Origin of the sequence: Streptomyces sp. 8N706 (genome assembly GCF_052245415.1) — a bacterium.
In the GTDB taxonomy this organism is placed as follows: domain Bacteria; phylum Actinomycetota; class Actinomycetes; order Streptomycetales; family Streptomycetaceae; genus Streptomyces.
The window spans coordinates 16,371-33,987 of the sequence record NZ_JBQQBW010000057.1; the positions used below are offsets into that span (position 1 = coordinate 16,371).

The 17,617-nt window shown below is 71.5% G+C and carries 8 protein-coding genes and 1 pseudogene; 3 read left to right on the top strand and 6 right to left on the bottom strand.

Features of this window, described 5'->3' with window-relative positions; translation table 11 throughout:
* Positions 1-88: 88 nt before the first annotated feature.
* From ACTWQE_RS21075 to ACTWQE_RS21090, 4 genes are all read right to left on the bottom strand, one after another.
* A complete protein-coding gene (locus ACTWQE_RS21075) occupies positions 89-2,857 on the bottom strand; it encodes an ATP-binding protein (protein ID WP_443330556.1) in 2,769 nt (922 codons plus the stop codon).
* A complete protein-coding gene (locus tag ACTWQE_RS21080; RefSeq protein ID WP_443330557.1) occupies positions 2,847-5,645 on the bottom strand; it encodes an AAA family ATPase in 2,799 nt (932 codons plus the stop codon). The genes ACTWQE_RS21075 and ACTWQE_RS21080 overlap by 11 nt, the downstream gene beginning before the upstream one ends.
* Positions 5,646-5,665: 20 nt before the next feature.
* Entirely contained in the window at positions 5,666-8,560 is a 2,895-nt protein-coding gene (locus tag ACTWQE_RS21085; RefSeq protein ID WP_443330558.1) for an AAA family ATPase, read from the bottom strand.
* Between the two features lie 132 nt (positions 8,561-8,692).
* Positions 8,693-9,460 (bottom strand): thioesterase II family protein, encoded by a 768-nt coding sequence (locus ACTWQE_RS21090; RefSeq protein ID WP_443330559.1) that lies wholly within the window; start codon positions 9,458-9,460, stop codon positions 8,693-8,695.
* A 537-nt stretch (positions 9,461-9,997) separates the two neighbouring features.
* Here ACTWQE_RS21090 and ACTWQE_RS21095 point away from each other — a divergent pair.
* Positions 9,998-10,099, top strand: a pseudogene (locus ACTWQE_RS21095) (transposase); the annotation flags it as partial.
* 82 nt (positions 10,100-10,181) lie between these two features.
* Here ACTWQE_RS21095 and ACTWQE_RS21100 read toward each other — a convergent pair.
* Positions 10,182-11,213 carry a GDP-mannose 4,6-dehydratase gene (locus ACTWQE_RS21100; RefSeq protein ID WP_443330560.1) on the bottom strand — a complete coding sequence of 344 codons (1,032 nt, stop codon included), beginning with the start codon at positions 11,211-11,213 and terminating at the stop codon, positions 10,182-10,184.
* 379 nt (positions 11,214-11,592) lie between these two features.
* Between ACTWQE_RS21100 and ACTWQE_RS21105 the strand changes: the two genes are divergently transcribed.
* Together ACTWQE_RS21105 and ACTWQE_RS21110 are read left to right on the top strand one after the other, a co-directional pair.
* A complete protein-coding gene (locus tag ACTWQE_RS21105) occupies positions 11,593-13,401 on the top strand; it encodes an ABC transporter ATP-binding protein (protein WP_443330561.1) in 1,809 nt (602 codons plus the stop codon).
* Entirely contained in the window at positions 13,379-15,187 is a 1,809-nt protein-coding gene (locus ACTWQE_RS21110; RefSeq protein WP_443330562.1) for an ABC transporter ATP-binding protein, read from the top strand. The genes ACTWQE_RS21105 and ACTWQE_RS21110 overlap by 23 nt, the downstream gene beginning before the upstream one ends.
* Positions 15,188-16,222: 1,035 nt before the next feature.
* Here ACTWQE_RS21110 and ACTWQE_RS21115 read toward each other — a convergent pair.
* Positions 16,223-17,554: an erythromycin esterase family protein gene (locus ACTWQE_RS21115; RefSeq protein WP_443330563.1), complete on the bottom strand. Its 1,332-nt coding sequence runs from the start codon at positions 17,552-17,554 to the stop codon at positions 16,223-16,225.
* Positions 17,555-17,617: the final 63 nt, after the last annotated feature.

The window sequence follows — 17,617 nt, forward strand, 5'->3', positions numbered from 1 at the left end:
CCGCGCCGTTGCCCTTTCGGACCCCCGAATACCCCGCGTCGGTTACCGCCGGTATGCCGCACCGTAAGAGGCACTCACCACGGCGTACTCAGCGCGGCACGGACGCCCCGCTCACACTCCGGCCTCCCGGCAGCTCGCGTCGCCCCACCACACCCAACTTCCGGTAACACGAGGTCAGATGCTTCTCCACCGCACGGGTACTCACACCCAGCTCATCGGCGATTTCCTGATTGGTCAGGCCCCGGCCCACGAGTGAGACGACCTTGCGCTCGCTGTGGGTGAGCGATGCCTCCGGGCTCGGGGCGGAGCTTCCCAGGGCCGCGCAGGCGCGTTCGGTCAGCCAGGGGGCGCCGCAGGCGGTGGCGAGATCGGCGGCCTCGCGCAGCACCGCCTTCGATTCCTTGCCGCTCTCCATGGCTCGGCCCAACTGAAGGAGGGTGCGGGCCAGTTCGAGCGTGTTCGCGGACGTGCGGAGGATCTCGGCGGACTCGCGCAGGGCGGGAACGCCCCCTCCGCCGGGCAGGAGGGCCTTCAGGCGCAGGGCGCGGCCGAGGGCGGCGGGGGCCGCCCACTGCCGCGCCCAGGCCAGTTCTTCTTCCGCCAGGGCCAGGGCCGGGCGGGGCTCGCCCAGGCGGTGGTGGAGGACGATGGCGCGGGGCCGCCAGGGATAGAGGGCGGAGTTGCGCCAGCCGGTCGCTTCCAGTTGGCGGCCGCAGGCCAAGAGGGATTCCAGGGCCTGGACGCCGCGGCCGCGTCGGGCGTCGAGCGAGGCTGTGAGGAGTTGCAGCATGGCCGTCAGGGCGAGGCTGTCCGGCCAGCGCTGCCCGGCGTCTTCCAGGAGGCGTTCGATCAGCTGGGTGTCGCCGGTTTCCATGGCCACCGCGGCCCGGACGACGGCGGTGGGCTCGCGCCAGTCCGCGTCGGCCAGCTCGGCGGCCCGGTCGACCTGTTCGCGGGCCTGCGTCAGGCGGCCGCAGGCGAGCTGGATCAGGGCGTTCTCGGCATGCACCACCGCATGCGGGCGGTCGGAGAGCTGCTCGCAGGACAGGCGGGTGTTGATGCCCTCCACTGCGTCGGCGGCGTACAGGGCCACCGTGACCAGCGGGAGTGCGGTGGAGGCGCGTGCGGCGGCCACCGGCTCGCGTTCCAGGATCCGTCCGGCCAGGGCCGCGACGTCCGGTGCCGGCAGGGCACTCGAGAGAACCGCCGCGCTGGTCAGAACGGCCGCCAGTTCGCGGGCACCGCCGGTGTCCAAGGGGGGCGGAGCGCCCAGTGCGCGCAGGCGTTCCACCGCACCGGTCAGTTCCGTCGGGTTCTCGTGCCCGGCGTGCCACAGGCGCGCTTCCAGGCCCAGGGCGATCTCGCGAGCACGTCCTTGGTGCGGCGCCGTGGAGTCGAGGTCTTCGGAGGCACGGCGCAGCCGGTCCATCACCGAGGGGGGTGCCTCGCCCAAGAAGTTGGGCGGGATGCGCAAGGTGGCGGCGGCCCGGTCGGTGGCCGATGGCAGGAGGCGGACGGCCTGGCTGATGTGGCGTTCGCAGGCGGCGGGGTCGATGCCGCGTTCGGCGCCGGCCAGCTCGATCAGCAGGCGTGCGCGCTCGCCGTCGCCCGCGGTGCTCTCCAGCAGGGCGCGCTGCAGATAGCGGGCGGCGGTGCCCGGCACACCGCGGCGCAGCGCGGCCTCGGCGGCTGTCCGCAGTACCCCCACGGCCCACGGGCGGTGGGTGGCGGTGACGGCCATCAGCAGGTCGGCGACGTGTTCGGCGGGGCGGCCGGCCTGGTGGAGGAGTTCGGCCGCGGCGTCCCGGGAGCGTTCGCGTTCGGCGACGGTGAGAGCGGATTCGACGGCGTCGCGGACGACGCGGTGGATGAAGCGCGGGGTGTCGTGGGGGGCGAGCAGGCCGAGGTGGTACAGGGTGCGCAGGGCCTGCTGGCAGCCGATGGTGTCCAGTCGCGCGTGGCGCTGGATGAGGTCGGGCTCGCCGTGGTCACCGAAGGCGGCGATGGCCGCGGCCAGGTCGCGTACGGGGGCGGGCTGGGTGTACAGGCAGCCGGCCAGGCGGTCGCGGAGCTGGGCCGGGCGCTGCACGCGGGCCTGGTCGGCGTGTTCGGCGGTGGGGCGGTGGCCGCTCAGGGCAAGGTCGCGCAGGACGGAATGGAGGAAGAGGGGGTTGCCGGCGCAGGTGTCGTGGCAGGCGTGGGCGTAGGTGTCGTCGGCGGGTTCGCCCAGGTGGTGGTGGATCAGGGCCCGGGTGCTGTCGAGCGAGAGCGGGGCGGGACGCAGGATGTCGGCGGCGTCCGCGATGTCGCGGATGAGCGGGTGCTGGGCGCGGGGGTCGCCGTCGCGCAGGGTGCACACGAGGGCGGCGCGCAGCCCGTGCGGGCGCCGGGCCACGTAGGCGAGCCAGCGCAGGGAGGGGAGGTCGGCCCACTGCAGGTCGTCGACGAGGATGAGTACGGGGGTGGCGGCGCAGGCTTCGGCCAGCAGGGACCGCAGGTCGTGCAGGACGGCTTCGGAGGCGGCGGCGTCCTCGTCGCCGGGGGCGGGGAGGCTGCCGGCGGGGACCGGCCGGGGGGTGCTGCCTGTGTCCTGGCCGCCGGGGGCGGTGAGGTCGCCGGCCAGGAGGGGGGCGAGGATCTGGTGGACGATGCCGAAGGCGAAGTGTTGCTCCATGGGTGCGGCGTTGGCCCGTAAGACCCGTAAGGTGTCGGGGAGATGGGCGCCGGCCTCGTGGAGGAGGGCGGACCGGCCGATGCCCAGGGGGCCGGTCAGCAGCAGTACGGAGGAACGGCCCGCCTGTGCCCGACGTACTGCGGTGTCGATGTGGGCCAGCTCGGATTCCCGCTCATACAGCATCGGTTACGTCCCTTTCCGTCGGCTGGCTCCGCGCGCGGAGTTCCTTGCGTGAGGTGATGTGCAGCTTTTTGTACGTACTGCTCAGCCGCAGCTCGACGGTGCGCCGGCTCACCGAGAGCTGTTCGGCGATCTCCCGGTTGCTGAGGCCGCGGCGGGCCAGTTCGGCGGTCTGCCGCTCGGCGGGCGACAGGGCGGCCCACTCCTTGGGAAGGCCGGCGTCGTCGGGGGTGGCGGGCTGTTCCAGCCGGGCGGTCAGCCACCGCACGCGCTCAGCCAGGCGGCTGGAGGAGTGGGTGACGGTGCTGCGGGACAGTTCGGTCAGCAGGCGGGCCGCGGTGGCGCGGTCGCCCTTGGTGACTTCCGCGGTGGCAAGTTCGGCCAGGACCCAGGCGTAGGTGAGCCGGGTGGGCAGGCCGCGCGGGATGCGGGGGGATGCGCCGACGCCGACGGCCGGCTCCTGGTGGCCGAGGGATCCGGCGCACAGGTGGGCCAGGGCCAGTGCGCTGGGGGCGCCCCAGTGGCGGGCGAGGGTGATTTCCTCCTGGATCAGGCGCTGGGCCTGTTCCTGGTCGCCGAGTGGGAGACAGGCCCGGGCGGCCAGCGAACGCCAGGGCATCACGATGGGGTTGACCCATTGTTTGCTCAGCAGCCAGCGTCCGCTCTCCTTGAACAGTTCGACGGCCTCGGCCCAGCGTTCTGCGTCGGTGGCCACGCGGGCGCGGGCGTACAGCAGGTAGGACCAGTGGGCGCCGTATTCGGAGCCGGGCGGCATGGGGGCGTCGAACAGGGCGCGGGCCTCGTCGCGGCGGCTGGTCTCCAGGGCGATGACGGTACGTACGGCCATGAGGTGCGGGGCGGCCAAGGGGTGCCAGGCAGCGGCGGGCAGTGCCCGTTCAGCGGCGTCCGCGGCGCGTTCGGCGGCGTCCAGGCGGCCGCCGCGCAGGTGCAGTTCGGCGGACAGGACCAGGGCGCGAGCGAGAGCGGGGTGGCAGTGGCGGCGGCGCAGTTCGGCGATGATGGCGGCGAGGCGGTCCTCGGCTTCGGTGGCGGCGTCGGTGAGCCACAGTGCCCTGGCGGCGACCAGGCGGGGCACTACGGGTGCGGCGTTGCCTGCTTCCAGGGCGCGGCGGGCCAGATCCGCGGCCCTTGCGCGGTGCCGGCCGCGTGCGGCGAGCTGCCAAGCGCGGATGCCGGCCTGGGCGGGGGCGAGGGGGCGTTCGGGCAGGGCGGGGATGTCGGTGACCTCGGGCCCGATCTCGGCGGCGTACCAGTGCAGCGCGATCAGGTCGTCGCGCTCGCTGCCGTGGGGGGTGGCGAGGGCCTGGGCAGCGGCGCGGCGGCCCCAGGAGTCGTCGCCGCGGGCCAGGCCCATGTCCAGGGCCCGCACGCGCAGTTGGGCCCATGGTTCGCCCTCGCCCGGAGCGTGGACGAGGGTGCTGAGTCTGCGGTCGCCGGCTTCAGGGGCGGCCACGGTCTCGGCGCCGGCCAGGTCGAGGCTGATCTGTGCGTGCTGAAGGGGGTCTTGGGGCTCGTCCAGGGCGCGACTCAGGTAGGCGGTGGCGCGGGCGAATTCGTCTCGTCGCATGGCGGCTTCGAAGCCACCGCGCAGGGCGTGGACCGCCCAGGGCTCGCCGATGGGGGGTGCCTGGAGGAGGAGGCGGGCGACGTCCTCGTCGTCGGCCACGGCTCGGTAGGCGAGATGGGCGGCGCGGGCGTGCAGGGCGGCGCGTTCGGCGGCGGGCGCGTCCTCCAGGATGCGGGCCTGGACGACGGGCAGGCAGATGCGTTCGTAGGAGCCGTCGGGGATGGTGAAGCCGGCCATTTCCAGCGCCGCGCGCAGCCGGGAATCGCGTACGGTGCGCAGCCCGGCCAGGGAACAGATCAGGGGGAACTCCAGCAGGTCGCCACCGACGGCCAGCGCGCGCAGGACGGCGGTGGCCTCGTCGGTCAGTCCCCGCAGTGCGCGCCCCGCGCGGTCGCCGATGATGCCGGTGATCAGGGTGCGCAGCTGCGGGATGCGGTCGGCGGTCGGCCGGTGGCCGGCGGCGGCGAAGCAGTGCAGGGCCGCGTGCAGTACGGCGGGGCTGCCGTAGGACGCCTGGGTGGCCGCGGCGGCGAACGCCTCGTCGCAGGGGGTGCCGCAGATGTGCTCGGCGAGGGCGGCGACCGCGCGAGGGCTCAGTGGACGGACGGTGAGATGGCGGGTCAGCCGCGCGGAGGGGGCGGCGTCGGCCAGCCAGGCGGGGCCGTGCGGGTCCAGCCCGGTGTTGCCGATGAGCAGTGCGAGGGGGATGCCGGTCGACAGGCGGCGTACCAGGGCCTGCAGCCAGTGCAGGGAGGCCGTGTCCAGCCACTGTGCGTCCTCCACCGTCACGAGCGTGGGTGTGCGGCGGGCGGTGTGCAGGAGTTCGGGCAGGCCCGGCAGGCCGTCCGGCTCGTGGTGCCCGCGCAGGGCCCGCAGGGAGGGTTCGGCCACCTCGCCCAGCGAGGTGAGGAGTTGGGTCACGGCTCCGTGGCTCAGGTCGCGTTCGGCCAGGGAGCCGCTGACGCTCAGGACGCGTACGGAGCGCTCCTCCGCGAGGCGGGCGGTCCAGCGCAGCAGGGCGTTGTGGCCGAAGCCGGGGCGGCCGGTCACGGAGACGACGGCGGGGCGGCCTTCACCGAGCGCGGCCACCACGTTCCTCAACTGTGCTTGCCCCTCCTCGCGTTCGAGCAGGGGTGGGTCGGTGCGCCGATGCCCCGCCCGTATAAACCCAGCGTATAGCTGCTCGGCCTTCAGCCCGGTCACAGACATCACCCCGGCCGCTCTCAGCGCTGTCCGCGCGGCCGCGACGCCTGCCGTGGCACCCGTGCCCCGCGGACGCCCGGGGAGCGGAGAACCGCGGCGAGCTGGGCGCGCTCGGCAATATCCAACTTGCGGTACACGCTGGTCAGATGCGTCTCGACCGTGCGTACGGTGACGTACAGCGACTGTGCGATCGAGCGGTTTCCGGCACCGCCGGCGGCGAGGCCGGCGACCTTGCGTTCCATGCTGGTGAGCAGGTCCAGGGGCGAGGCGGTCATCTTCCGCATGCGGCCGCCCGCCTCCAGCAGGGCGCCGCGGGCGTTCTGGCCCAGCGCGACGGCGCCGTAACGCTGGGCGAGGTCGGACGCGGCGCGCAGGTGCTCGCGCGCGCCGCGCCGGTCACCGGCCGTCAACAGGACCTGGCCGAGGACGAGTTCGGCACGGGCGTGTTCGACGCGGGCCGGTGAGGCGGACAGTTCCCGCACCGCCTCGCCCAGCAGTTCCACGCCCTTCTCGCCGGGGGTGGCCACGCCGCGGGCCAGGGCGGCCAGGCCGAGGACGCGTGGGGTGCCCCAGCGCCGTGCGAGCCGCGTGCCGTGCGCGGCGGGCTCCTGGGCCTCCTCGGCGCGGCCCAGTTCCGCGAGCACGCAGGCCGCCTCCGCCCACCAGGGCACGTATGCCGCGTGGCGCACTCCGTCCTCCTCCAGTGACCTGCCGCACTCGCGGAACAGCGCCAGTGCGCCCTCTGCGTCCCCCAAGGCGTGGCGGGCACGGCCGTGGGCCAAGAGGTAACGGGGGTAGGTCCACACGTACTGGTCGCGCCAGGCGGGTCCGGTGCTGGTCAGCAGCTTCTCGGCACGCGCGGCCTCGCCCCGGTCCACCAGTACGCCCGCCAGGGCCAGGCGCGGCAGGACCACCGTCTCGCCCCACCGTTCCGCGCCGCTGATCTGCACCGCCGCCCTGGCGTCCGCGAGCGCGTCCGGGAGTGCGCCCAGGCCGTGCAGGAGCAGGGCGCGGGTGGACAGGGCCAGGGAGTAGGTCCAGCCGCGGGAGTTCTCCCGGCCGTGGCGCAGGAGACGGTCCAGCGCGTGCAGGGCGTCCTCGGTGCGGTCGGCGAGGCCCAGGACGAAGGCGGAGTTGATCAGGGACCAGTTTTTCAGGGGAAGTGGGGGGGAGGAGGCCGCGCGCAGGGCGCACTTCACCGCCGGTTCGGGAGCCTGGTCGTCGAGTGCCGTCAGTACCGCCATCGCCGCCAGCTTCTGGCGCTGGGCGGGGGTGTCGCCCTCGGGCACGGTCATCGCCGCGGCGGCCCGCTTCCGTGTCGCGGCGATCGTGCTGCGGCCCTGTGAGCCGACGATCAGCAGCACCGACTCGACGAGCGTGCGCAGTTCGCGGTCGGCCGGCAGGAGGTCGGGGCCGAGTTCGGCGTCGAGGGCGTCCAGGACCTCTTCGAGCATGCCCAGGGCGGCGGTGCTTTCGCGCGCGGCCAGGCAGGTCGTGCCGAACTGCGCGGCGATCCTCGCCCGGGTGCGGATGTCGACGCTGGGCGCCAGCGCTCCGCGGAGCAGGCCGATGGCCTCGGGCGGGTCGGTCTCGGCCAGTGCTCGGGCCAGCCGGACGCGGACCTCCACGCTGTCGGGGTCCACTTCCAGTACCCGGTACAGGTAGCGGGCCGCGGTCTCCGGGGCGCCGCGCGCCTCGGCCCGGACAGCGGCCTCCAGCAGGACGCCGGGCATCCATGGTTCGGATATCGAGGGCAGCGGCAGGAGGTGGTCGGCGACCTCTTCGGCGGGCCGGCCCGCGTCGCTCAGGAGCAGGGCCGCCCGCGTGTGCAGGCGCGACAGCGCCTGGGCGTCCAGGGGTTCCAGCACCGCCTCGCGCACCGCTCCGTCCGCAAGGTGCCTGCCGCCGGGCGTCAGCAGTCCGGCCTCGCGCAGCACCATCAGGGCATCCTCGACGACATCGGCGGGGACGGCGGCCAGGGGGCCGACGTGGTCGGCGCCTCGCTCGCCGAGGACCGCCACCGCCCGCGCGACCTCGCCGACCCAGAGCGGCCGGCGGTCCAGGAGTTCGCGTGCCCAGCGTGCCAGGACGCGACCGCCGGTCTCGGCGATCCGGTCGGCGCCGCCCACGCCCGAACCGGCGCCCTCGGCCCACAGTTCGCGCAGCAGGCGGTCCAGGAGGCGGGGATTACCGCCGGTCATGACCCAGGCGCGGGTGACGAAGGCAGGGGCGGCGGGTGCCGGGAAGAACTGCCGTACGACCTCGGCGACATCCGTCTCGGTCATCGGCCGCAGGCGCAGCGTCGTGGTGCGGCGGCGGGCGGTGAGGTCCGCCAGGGCGCGGTGGCCCGGGGCACCGTGATCGAGGGCGGTGGCCTCCTCCTGCCGGGTGAGGACGACGAGCAGGGGGAGGCCGTCGGCCCGGCGCAGCAGGAAGTCCAGCCAGTGCAGGGAGAGTTCGTCGCAGTGGTGGACGTCGTCCAGGGCCAGGACGAGCGGGCAGCGGCTCAGCGCGTTCGCCGCGTGGCGGTACAGGCCGTGGAACGCGCGCTGGACGGCGGGGGCGTGCGGCGGCTCACCGGCCAGCGTGCCGGGGGTGAGGGCGAGGAGGGCGGCGTCTTCGGGGGAGGCGTCCTGCGCGGTCGGGCCGAGCAGGGTGCGTACGCCGCCCCAGGAGTCGCCCGAGGCGCCCTCCTCGCAGGTGCCCTGCAGAACCGTCGCGTGCCGGCAGGCGTCCCCGCCGAGGAAAGCACGCAGGAGGGCAGACTTGCCGATTCCGGTCGGACCCGTCACCACCGCCGAGCTCGCGCGCCCCCCACGCGCCGCGCGGGCAAGGCGGTTGAGCGCCCTCACGTCATCGGCTCGGCCAACCAAAGTGCTGTTCAAGCAGGAATTGACACTCCGGTCTCGCACCATAGGGCTCCTCGCGCCTCCGAGACACAACGGATGCGACGGGGCGTCACTACATCGTGCTGCAAATCACCCTAAAGGGTGATGTCTGACGTGCGCCAGAGTACATGATCAACAGACTCGTGGCCAGGAACCACCTCAGTGCGCCAACTCCTCGGCGGCGGTGAGATGTCCACGCAGCAGCGCCAGTACGGCGGGGGCCTGGGAGCCGAGGAAGAAGTGACCGCCCGGATAGACCTGGAGGTCGAACGCGCCCGTGGTGTGCGCACGCCAGTCCTCGGCCTCCTCCAGGGTGGTCTTGGGGTCGTTGTCACCCGTCAACGCGGTGATCGGCGCCTTGATCGCCGCCCCGGGGTCGCAGCGGTAGGTCTCCACCGCGGTGTAGTCGCTACGGATCGCCGGGAGGATCATGCGCAGGAGCTCCTCGTCGCCCAGCAGCGAGGCGTCCGTACCGGAGAGCAGCTTCAGCTCGGCGACGATCCCGTCGTCGTCGCGCCGGTGCACGCTCTCCGCGCGGTAGCGCGAGGGCGCGCGCCGCCCCGAGGCGAAGAGGTGCGTCAGTTCGCCGCCGTCGGCCTCCAGCCGCCGGGCCACCTCGAACGCGACCATCGCGCCCATGCTGTGCCCGAAGAACGCCGTCGGCCGCGACCTGAGCCGGTCCCGCAGGGCCGCGTACACCTGATCGGCCATGGTCGCGATGTCGCCGGGGCTGGTCTCGGTGCGCCGGTCCTGGCGGCCGGGGTACTGCACCGACAGCACCTCCGCCACGGGCGACAGCTGTGCCGACACCGGGAAGAAGAAGGAGGCCGAACCGCCCGCGTGCGGAAAGCAGATGAGCTGGCGCCGATGGTGCGGAGCCGGGTGGTAGCACCGGGCCCAGAGCCCTTCCGCCGTGGTCGTCGTCATGGTGCTGGTTCCTCCTCCTCGCGATGGGCGCCGGACCGGTCTGCCGGGATGCGGCGGCCGATCACCGGCTCCTGTGTTCCACACGTCCATTCCACAAGGAAAAATGCGGGAAATTACCTAGTGTCCGTGCTCCGCGTGACGGCGCGGTGGAAGTTGCCCCGGTTTGATGGACTTCTGCTGTGTGACACTGGATCCCGCAAGGAGGAGTTCATCATGCCCGCCCAGACCATCCGTACCTGGGTTGACCAGGACCGAGTGGACGCCTGGGAGCGTCCGGGACCGACCGGCGACGAGCAGGAGGAACTCGCCCAACTGCGCCTGAGGTGAAGCGGTTGCGCGACGAGAAGGGGATCCTCCGCAAGGCCACGGTTTCCTTCGTCCGGGAGAGCGGTCGGTGACCTGCTACCGACTGATCGACGAGAACACGGCACACCCGACGTCTCCCTCCTGGCCCGGCCGCTGAGTGTGTCGCGGCAGGGCTACTACGCCTGGAAGGACCGCGGCCCCTCCCGCCGGCAGCGGGAGGACGCCGAGCTCATGGAGAGGATCCGCGGGCACCACGAGCGGTCCCACGGGACCTACGGAGCCCCGCGCATCCATGCGGCCCTGGACGAGATCGACGGCCTGTCCGTCGGGCGCAAGCGCGTCGCGGCTGAGCCTGGGTTCTGGCAACAGGACTCACTCCCGCTCAGCCCTCAGGAACGGTATCCCGTGCGCCCGGCTACCAGCTGGCGGCCAGCAGCAGGTCCCCGTACTCCCGCTCGCGGGACGCCTGGCGCAGATCGGAGTCGACCATCATGCGCATCAGTTCGGGGAAGTCGACGGTGGGCTCCCAGCCCAGCTGGGTACGGGCGCGCTCGGCGTCCGCGCACAGGATCTCCACCTCGGCCGGGCGCACCAGCGAGGGGTCGATGTGGACGTAGTCCTCCCAGTTCAGGCCCACGTGCTCGAAGGCGATGCGGACGGCGTCGCGGACCGAGTGCATCTGGCCGGTTCCGATCACATAGTCGCCCGGCTCGTCCTGCTGGAGCATCAGGTGCATGGCACGGACGTAGTCCCCGGCGAAACCCCAGTCGCGTACGGCGTCGAGGTTGCCCAGGGACAGCTTGTCCTGGTAGCCGAGCTTGATGCGGGCCACCGCCAGGGAGATTTTCCGGGTCACGAACTCCGCGCCACGGCGCGGGGATTCGTGGTTGAACAGCATGCCGGAGACGGCATACATGTCGAAGGACTCACGGTAGTTGCGGGTGATGAAGTGACCGTAGGTCTTCGCGACGCCGTAGGGGCTGCGCGGGCGGAAGATGGTCGTCTCGCACTGCGGGGTCTCGGCGACCTTGCCGAACATCTCCGACGAGGACGCCTGGTAGAAGCGTATCCGGCCGCTGCCGCCGCTCCGCGAGCCGTTCAGGCCGCTGACCATGCGGATCGCCTCCAGCATGCGCAGCACGCCCATGCCGTTGATCTCGCTGACGAGTTCGGCCTGCTGCCAGGACATCGGCACGAAGGAGATCGCACCGAGGTTGTAGACCTCGTCGGGCTGCACCTTGTCGACGGCGGAGACCAGGCTGGCCTGGTCCATCAAGTCGCCGTCGACGAAGGACAGGTCGGAGACGAGTCGGCTGACCCGCGACTTGCGGGGGTTCGCCTGACCTCGCATCAGGCCCCACACCTGGTACCCCTGCGCGAGCAGGTGCTCGGCCAGATAGGAGCCGTCCTGCCCGGTAATTCCGGTGATCAGCGCACGCTTGGACATCTCATTTCCTTCCTCCGCATAGGACAGAACGCCCAAACGCAGAGCCGAAATCGGCTACTTGACCTCTTGGTATCGAATGACATCGAACACGCCGCGGTCCAGACGCTGGGCATTCGCACGCTTCCAAGCCGCCGGTCGCGGTGTCAAGAAATTCCGGGCACACTAGGGAATTCCCGAGTCCCCACCACCGTGTCTTTCCGGCCTGTCGAGACGTGCGCCGCCGGATCCGGTACGGCCCCGCGGCACCATGCCGCCGGGACACTAGGGATTTTCCGGTGTGCGGTGCGCTGCACTGTCCGGGTGTGCCCCGTCCAGGCCCGGTCGGCACCCTCACCCATACCGCCGATACCCGGCCTGCCCTCTCCTGGAGCGTCGCCCGGTGCTGCTCAGAATTCTGCGAACCCATCTGCGGCCCCACCGGCGCTCCGTCGCCCTGCTGGCGCTGCTGCAACTGGCGCAGATCCTGGCCACTTTGGCCCTGCCGACGCTGGGCGCCGTGATCATCGACAACGGCGTCGTCAAGGCCGACAGCGGCTACATCACCCGGACGGGCCTGGGCATGCTGGCCGTGGCGCTCGTCCAGGTCGCGGCGTCCGTGGGCGCGGTGTCGCTGGGTGCCCGCACTGCCATGGCGATGGGCCGCGACATACGCTCGGCCGTCTTCCGCCGCGTGCTGGACTTCTCGGCTCGCGAGGTCGGGCAGTTCGGCACTCCGTCGCTGATGACGCGGACCGTCAACGACGTGCAGCAGGTACAGATGCTGGCGGTGTCCGCGTGCGGCGTCGCCGTATCGGCTCCCCTGATGTGCCTGGGCAGTATCGCGCTCGCACTCCACCAGGACATTCCGCTCTCCCTGCTCCTGGTGGCACTGATGGTGGCCATCGGAATGTCCTTCGGCCTCGTCCTCGGCCGCACCGATCCGTTCTACGCCCGTATGCAGATATATCTGGACCACATCAACGAGTTGCTGCGCGAACGCATTACCGGAGTCCGCGTCGTACGGGCATTCGTACGCGACGCCCATGAAAGCGCGAGATTCCGCCGCACCAATTCCGAATTGCGCGACATCTCGCTGCGCGTCGGCCGGCTGCTGGCCACCATCATCCCCGTCGTGCTGCTGGTCCTCAATGCCTTCATGGTGGCCGTGCTGTGGTTCGGGGCCCACCGTATCGACGCCGGGGCGATGCGGTTCGGTGCGCTCAGCGCGTTTCTGAGCTATCTGACGCTGATCCTGATGTCGGTGGTGATGGTGACCTTCGTGTGCCTGGCGATGCCGCGCGCGAGGGTCTCGGCCGAGCGCATCCAGCGGGTACTGGCGACGGAGCCGAGCGTGGCGGCGCCGCGCGAGCCCGTACGCGTCGGGCCAGCGGTCGGCCACCTCACCTTGAGTGACGCGGAGTTCCGCTATCCGGGAGCGGAGGAGCCGGTGCTGCGCGGGATCGATCTGAGCGCCGGGCCCGGCGAGACGGTGGCGATCCTCGGCAGCACCGGCAGCGGCAAGACCACCCTGCTCAATCTCGTGCTGCGGCACTTCGACGCCACCGGCGGCTCCGTCCACGTCAACGGCGTCGATGTCCGCACACTGGACGCGGAGGTGCTGCGCCGCACCGTCGGCTTCGTACCGCAGCGGCCGTACCTCTTCTCCGGCACCGTCGCCAGCAATTTGCGCTTCGGCGACCCGGGCGCCACCGACGACGACCTCTGGCACGCGCTGGAGATCGCCCAGGCCCGCGATTTCGTACAGCGCCTGCCCGAGGGTCTGAACTCGCCGATCGCCCAGGGCGGCACCAATGTGTCCGGCGGGCAGCGGCAGCGCCTGGCAATCGCCCGTACCCTGCTGCGCAGGCCGGACATCTATCTCTTCGACGACTGCTTCTCCGCGCTGGACTACGCCACGGACGCCGCGCTGCGGGCCGCCCTGGAGCCGGAGGTCTCCCGGGCGACGGTGCTCACCGTCGCCCAGCGCGTCAGCACCGTCCAACACGCACAGCGCATCGTGGTCCTGGAGGCGGGACGGGTGGCCGCCACCGGAACGCACGAGGAGCTGCTGCACACCAGTACAACGTACCGGGACATCGCCCGGTCCCAACTCACCGCGATCACCGGCCACCCCGGCGAATCCGGCCCGGACGCCGGAGCCGCCACGACCCTTCAGGAGGCTGTCCATGGTCTCGACGGACGGCCCTAGGCGCGGGCGGCGCGGCCCCGCCCGCCGCACGCTGGGACTGCTGCGGCCGCACCGTGCCCTGGTGGCTGTGGCGGTCGCCCTCGGCCTCGGCGGCGTCGCGCTCAACGCGTCGGGCCCGATGCTCCTCGGCAGGGCCACGGACCTCATCTTCGACGGCATCCAGCCCACCCATGGATCCAGGGGAGTTGACTTCGACGGGATCGCCCGAGCGCTGCTGATCGCGCTCGCGCTCTTCGCCGCCGCCGCCATCCTCATCCTCCTCCAGGGGCGGCTGGTCACGGCCGTCGTCCAGCGTGTGGTCTTCGCGCTGCGCGGGTCCGTGGAGGCCAAGCTCGCCCGCCTGCCACTGCGGTACTTCGACCGCCACCCGGCGGGCGAGATGCTCAGCCGGGTGACCAATGACGTCGACAACCTCCAGCAGACCCTCCAACAGACCCTCAGTCAGCTGATCACGGCGGTGTTCTCCGTGCTGAGCATGCTGGTCCTGATGTTCGTCATCTCGCCGCTGCTGGCACTGATCATGCTGGCCTGCGTACCGCTGTCGGCCGTGCTCGCGGCCCGGATCAGCAAGCGCGCACAGCCGCGGTTCGCCCAGCAGTGGTCCGCCACCGGAGCGCTGAACGCCCATGTCGAGGAGGTCTACACCGGGCACGCGCTGGTCAAGAGCTTCGGGCGGCGCGAGCAGGCCGAGCGTGCCTTCGACGAGCACAACGAGGCCCTCTACCGCGCCGGCGCCCGGGCCCAGTTCGTCTCCGGCGCCATCGAGCCGTCGATGATGTTCGTCTCCAACCTCGGCTATGTCGTCGTGGCAGTCGTCGGCGCGCTGCGCGTGGTCGCCGGGGCCCTGTCCATCGGGGACGTCCAGGCGTTCATCCTCTACTCCCGGCAGTTCAGCCAGCCGATCGTCGAGGTCGCCGGCATCGCCGCCCGACTGCAGTCCGCCCTCGCCTCCGCGGAGCGGATCCACGACCTCCTGGACGCCGACGAACAGGGGCCCGACCCCGAGTGCCCCGCGCGCCTCCAAAAACCCCGCGGACACGTCCGGTTCGAGAAGGTCCGTTTCCGCTACTCCCCTGACACCCCCCTCATCGAAGACCTCTCCCTCACCGTCGAACCCGGCCAGACCGTGGCGGTCGTCGGTCAGACCGGCGCGGGCAAGACCACTCTGGGCAACCTCCTCACGCGGTTCTACGAAACCGACGAGGGGCGCATTCTCCTGGACGGCACCGATATCACCACCCTGACCCGCGAGGACCTGCGCTCCCACATCGGCCTGGTGCTCCAGGACGCCTGGCTCTTCTCCGGCACCATCGCCGAGAACATCGCCTACGGGCGCCCCGAGGCCACTCGAGAGGAGATCGTGGCCGCCGCCCGCGCCACGTGCGCGGACCGCTTCATCCGCACCCTGCCGGACGGCTACGACACGCTCCTGGACGAGGAGTCGGCCAACGTCAGCGCGGGCGAGAAGCAGCTCATCACCATTGCCCGGGCCTTCCTGGCCCGGCCCGCGATCCTGCTCCTGGACGAGGCGACGAGCTCCGTCGACACCCGTACGGAGGTCCTCATCCAGCGTGCGGCACACGAGCTGCGCGCGGGCCGCACCAGCTTCGTCATCGCCCACCGGCTCTCCACCATCCGCGACGCGGACCTCATCGTCGTCATGGAAGGCGGCCGCATCGTCGAGCGCGGCACCCATGACCAGCTCCTGGCCGCCGAGGGAGCCTACGCACGACTGCACTCGGCGGTGGGGCCCGATGCAGAGCTGGAGCCTGTCGCACCACGCTGACCGGCGACCCGGTCCTGAGCACGGTCTCGGTGCGGCTCCTGCTGGGTGTCTTGTACTCGGGGTCGGCCAGGATACGACGAGCGACGGGCCTGATCACTCGCACGCCCAGCAGGCGCGTTCCGCATCCGTCATAGGGTTGTTCGATCATGTCCAGGTCCGTACCGCTGTCCAGGTCCGTACCGCGCAAGGTCTCCGTTGTGGGCACGCAGGGTACGGAGATTTCGCGGCCACCCGCAGGACGATCTTCATCAACCCAAGAAGCTCAGTCGCACCTGACGGTTGCATTATCGATATTGGTATCCGCCAACCTCCGTTAAGACAACCGCCAAGGTACCCGAGCGCGGAAGCTCCACGTGATGCGTCATCGGGAAGATGTGCAAATTGCGACTGGGAGACAAGATACGAGGTCCGAGGGGCTCTGCGACCGACTTCAGGGAGCGTTCAGAGCGCCTGTGCGTCAAACGAGCGTCACGAGGGTCAGCCAGTCACGAACTTGCGTACAGGGGACCGCGCGGCGATCACCAGCCGGAGCTGGAACCGCTTTCCGAGGGTGCTGGAAAGCGCGTTCGGCGCCGGTGGTCACGCCCGAGATCGGCTTGACGACCGGCGCCGCTCAAAGAGGCAGTGGAATCCTCCAGAGGTGCCTCCATCCCAGGTCGCGGGGTGAACCGCGCGGTTCCCCTTCTTCACAACTGCGCAGCTGCCATCGCCAGCGCCGGCTCGGGAACCAAGCAGCTGTGGCGGGGACGATCAAATGGGATTCAAGCCGTGTCCACGCACCGAGAATCGCCAGGTGCGCATCGGGAGCGAGGTGCACGTACTGATGACCACTCGAGATCGACCTCACCCGCTGGAAGCGCCGCGCCGGTCTCCAGCGCCTCCGCGAAACCGCCGTCGCGCCCGTGCGGCGCTTCCTGTGAGGCGCTTCCTGTGAATCAGCGCGGGCGACACGCTCGACGAGCGGCCCGGGCAGCGGCGCGCGGACCGCGTGCGTGAGTCCCAGGTCATGGCGACCGGTGTGTCCAGACTGGGTCGTCAGCGCGGGACGGCCAGCAGGTGGGCCGGGGTGACCTGGTGGAGGTGGATCACGATGTCGTGGGACCGGGAGGCTGCGATGCGGTGTGGGCGGCCGGGGTAGTCCGTGCCGATGCTGCGCGCGGGGCGGGGGGCGTCCAGCCAAGTGCGGGCCAAGTCCGGGGCGGTGCGGAGGTCGACGAGGTAGTCGCGGTGGCTCACGCGGTCAAGGAAGTCCTCGTTGCTGCCCTCCGCCGGATCGCCCACGGTGTAGACGCGGGTGGCGCCGTCGGGTCCGGTCGCGTTGAAGGAGCCGTGGCCGAAGGTCGCGCCGACGCTCACGTAGTCATCGCCGAGCCGCTCGTGCAGGAACGCGCCCTGCATGCGCGGATAGCGTGGGTCGCAGGTGCGGTACGAGACGTGGTTGTTGTGGGCCGACAGCAGCACCTTGTGGCCCGTCCGCGCCTGCCACCAGGCGACGTTGTCCGCCATGAGCTCGTCGCGGTAGGCCATGGACGCCTTCAGCTGCTCCGGGTCGTCGAAGTCGAAGGCGTACCCCTGGGCGGTCTGCGCGATGGCCCTCGCGTGCTGCACCGCCCAGGCGTGGGCATCCTCCGTCGCGACCGCCGGGGCCGGCTGCCGGGCGAGCAGCGACAGGGCGGACGCGGTCCGGGCGGCCATGGCGCGGCGCTCGGCCAGGGGGCGGGTGAGGTAGTCCCTCATGTACGTGCCGGCCGAGGTGGTGGGCCGCAGGCCCCGGTACAGCTCGGTGAAGCGCGGCAGCAGCCCGGGGCGGTACCGGGCCACGTACCAGAACACCGTGTCGTAGAGCTCGGGCCCTGCGTACGCGAAGTCGTCGCCCATGAACCGCAGCGGATCCTCCGGGTGACGGATGTTGTACGCGCGTATCCACTCGATGAGGGCGAGGTACTCCTCCGCGTTCCACCACGCGTACGTGTCCTGGAACTCCTCCCGCATGATGCGCCGCGGATTACCCTTGCCGGTACGCACGTACGCGTCCAGCCGCAGGCCGCTGCTCCAGCTGGTCTCCAGCGCGAAGGTGCGGAAGCCCTTGTGCTCCACCAGGTAGCGCAGGACGCGATGCTTCATGGTGAAGAACTCGTGCGAGCTGTGCGTCGCCTCGCCCAGCCCCACCACCTTCGCGTCGCCCACCATGCGCCCGAGCGGCCGCAGGTCGCCCAGGCCCCCGGACGGCTCCGTCGTGCGCAGCGGGCGGGCGACACGCTCCAAGGCCCGGAGCGCCCGTTGCTCGGGTGGGGGGAGGGTGGCGGAGCCCAGAACCCCCAGACAGAGCAGCAGTACGAGGATGAGTGCCGACCGGTTCCGAGTCATACGGCAAGGTTCCGGTTCCGGCGCGTTTCACGACATCCGGCGCACCCCCGAATCCCCCCGACA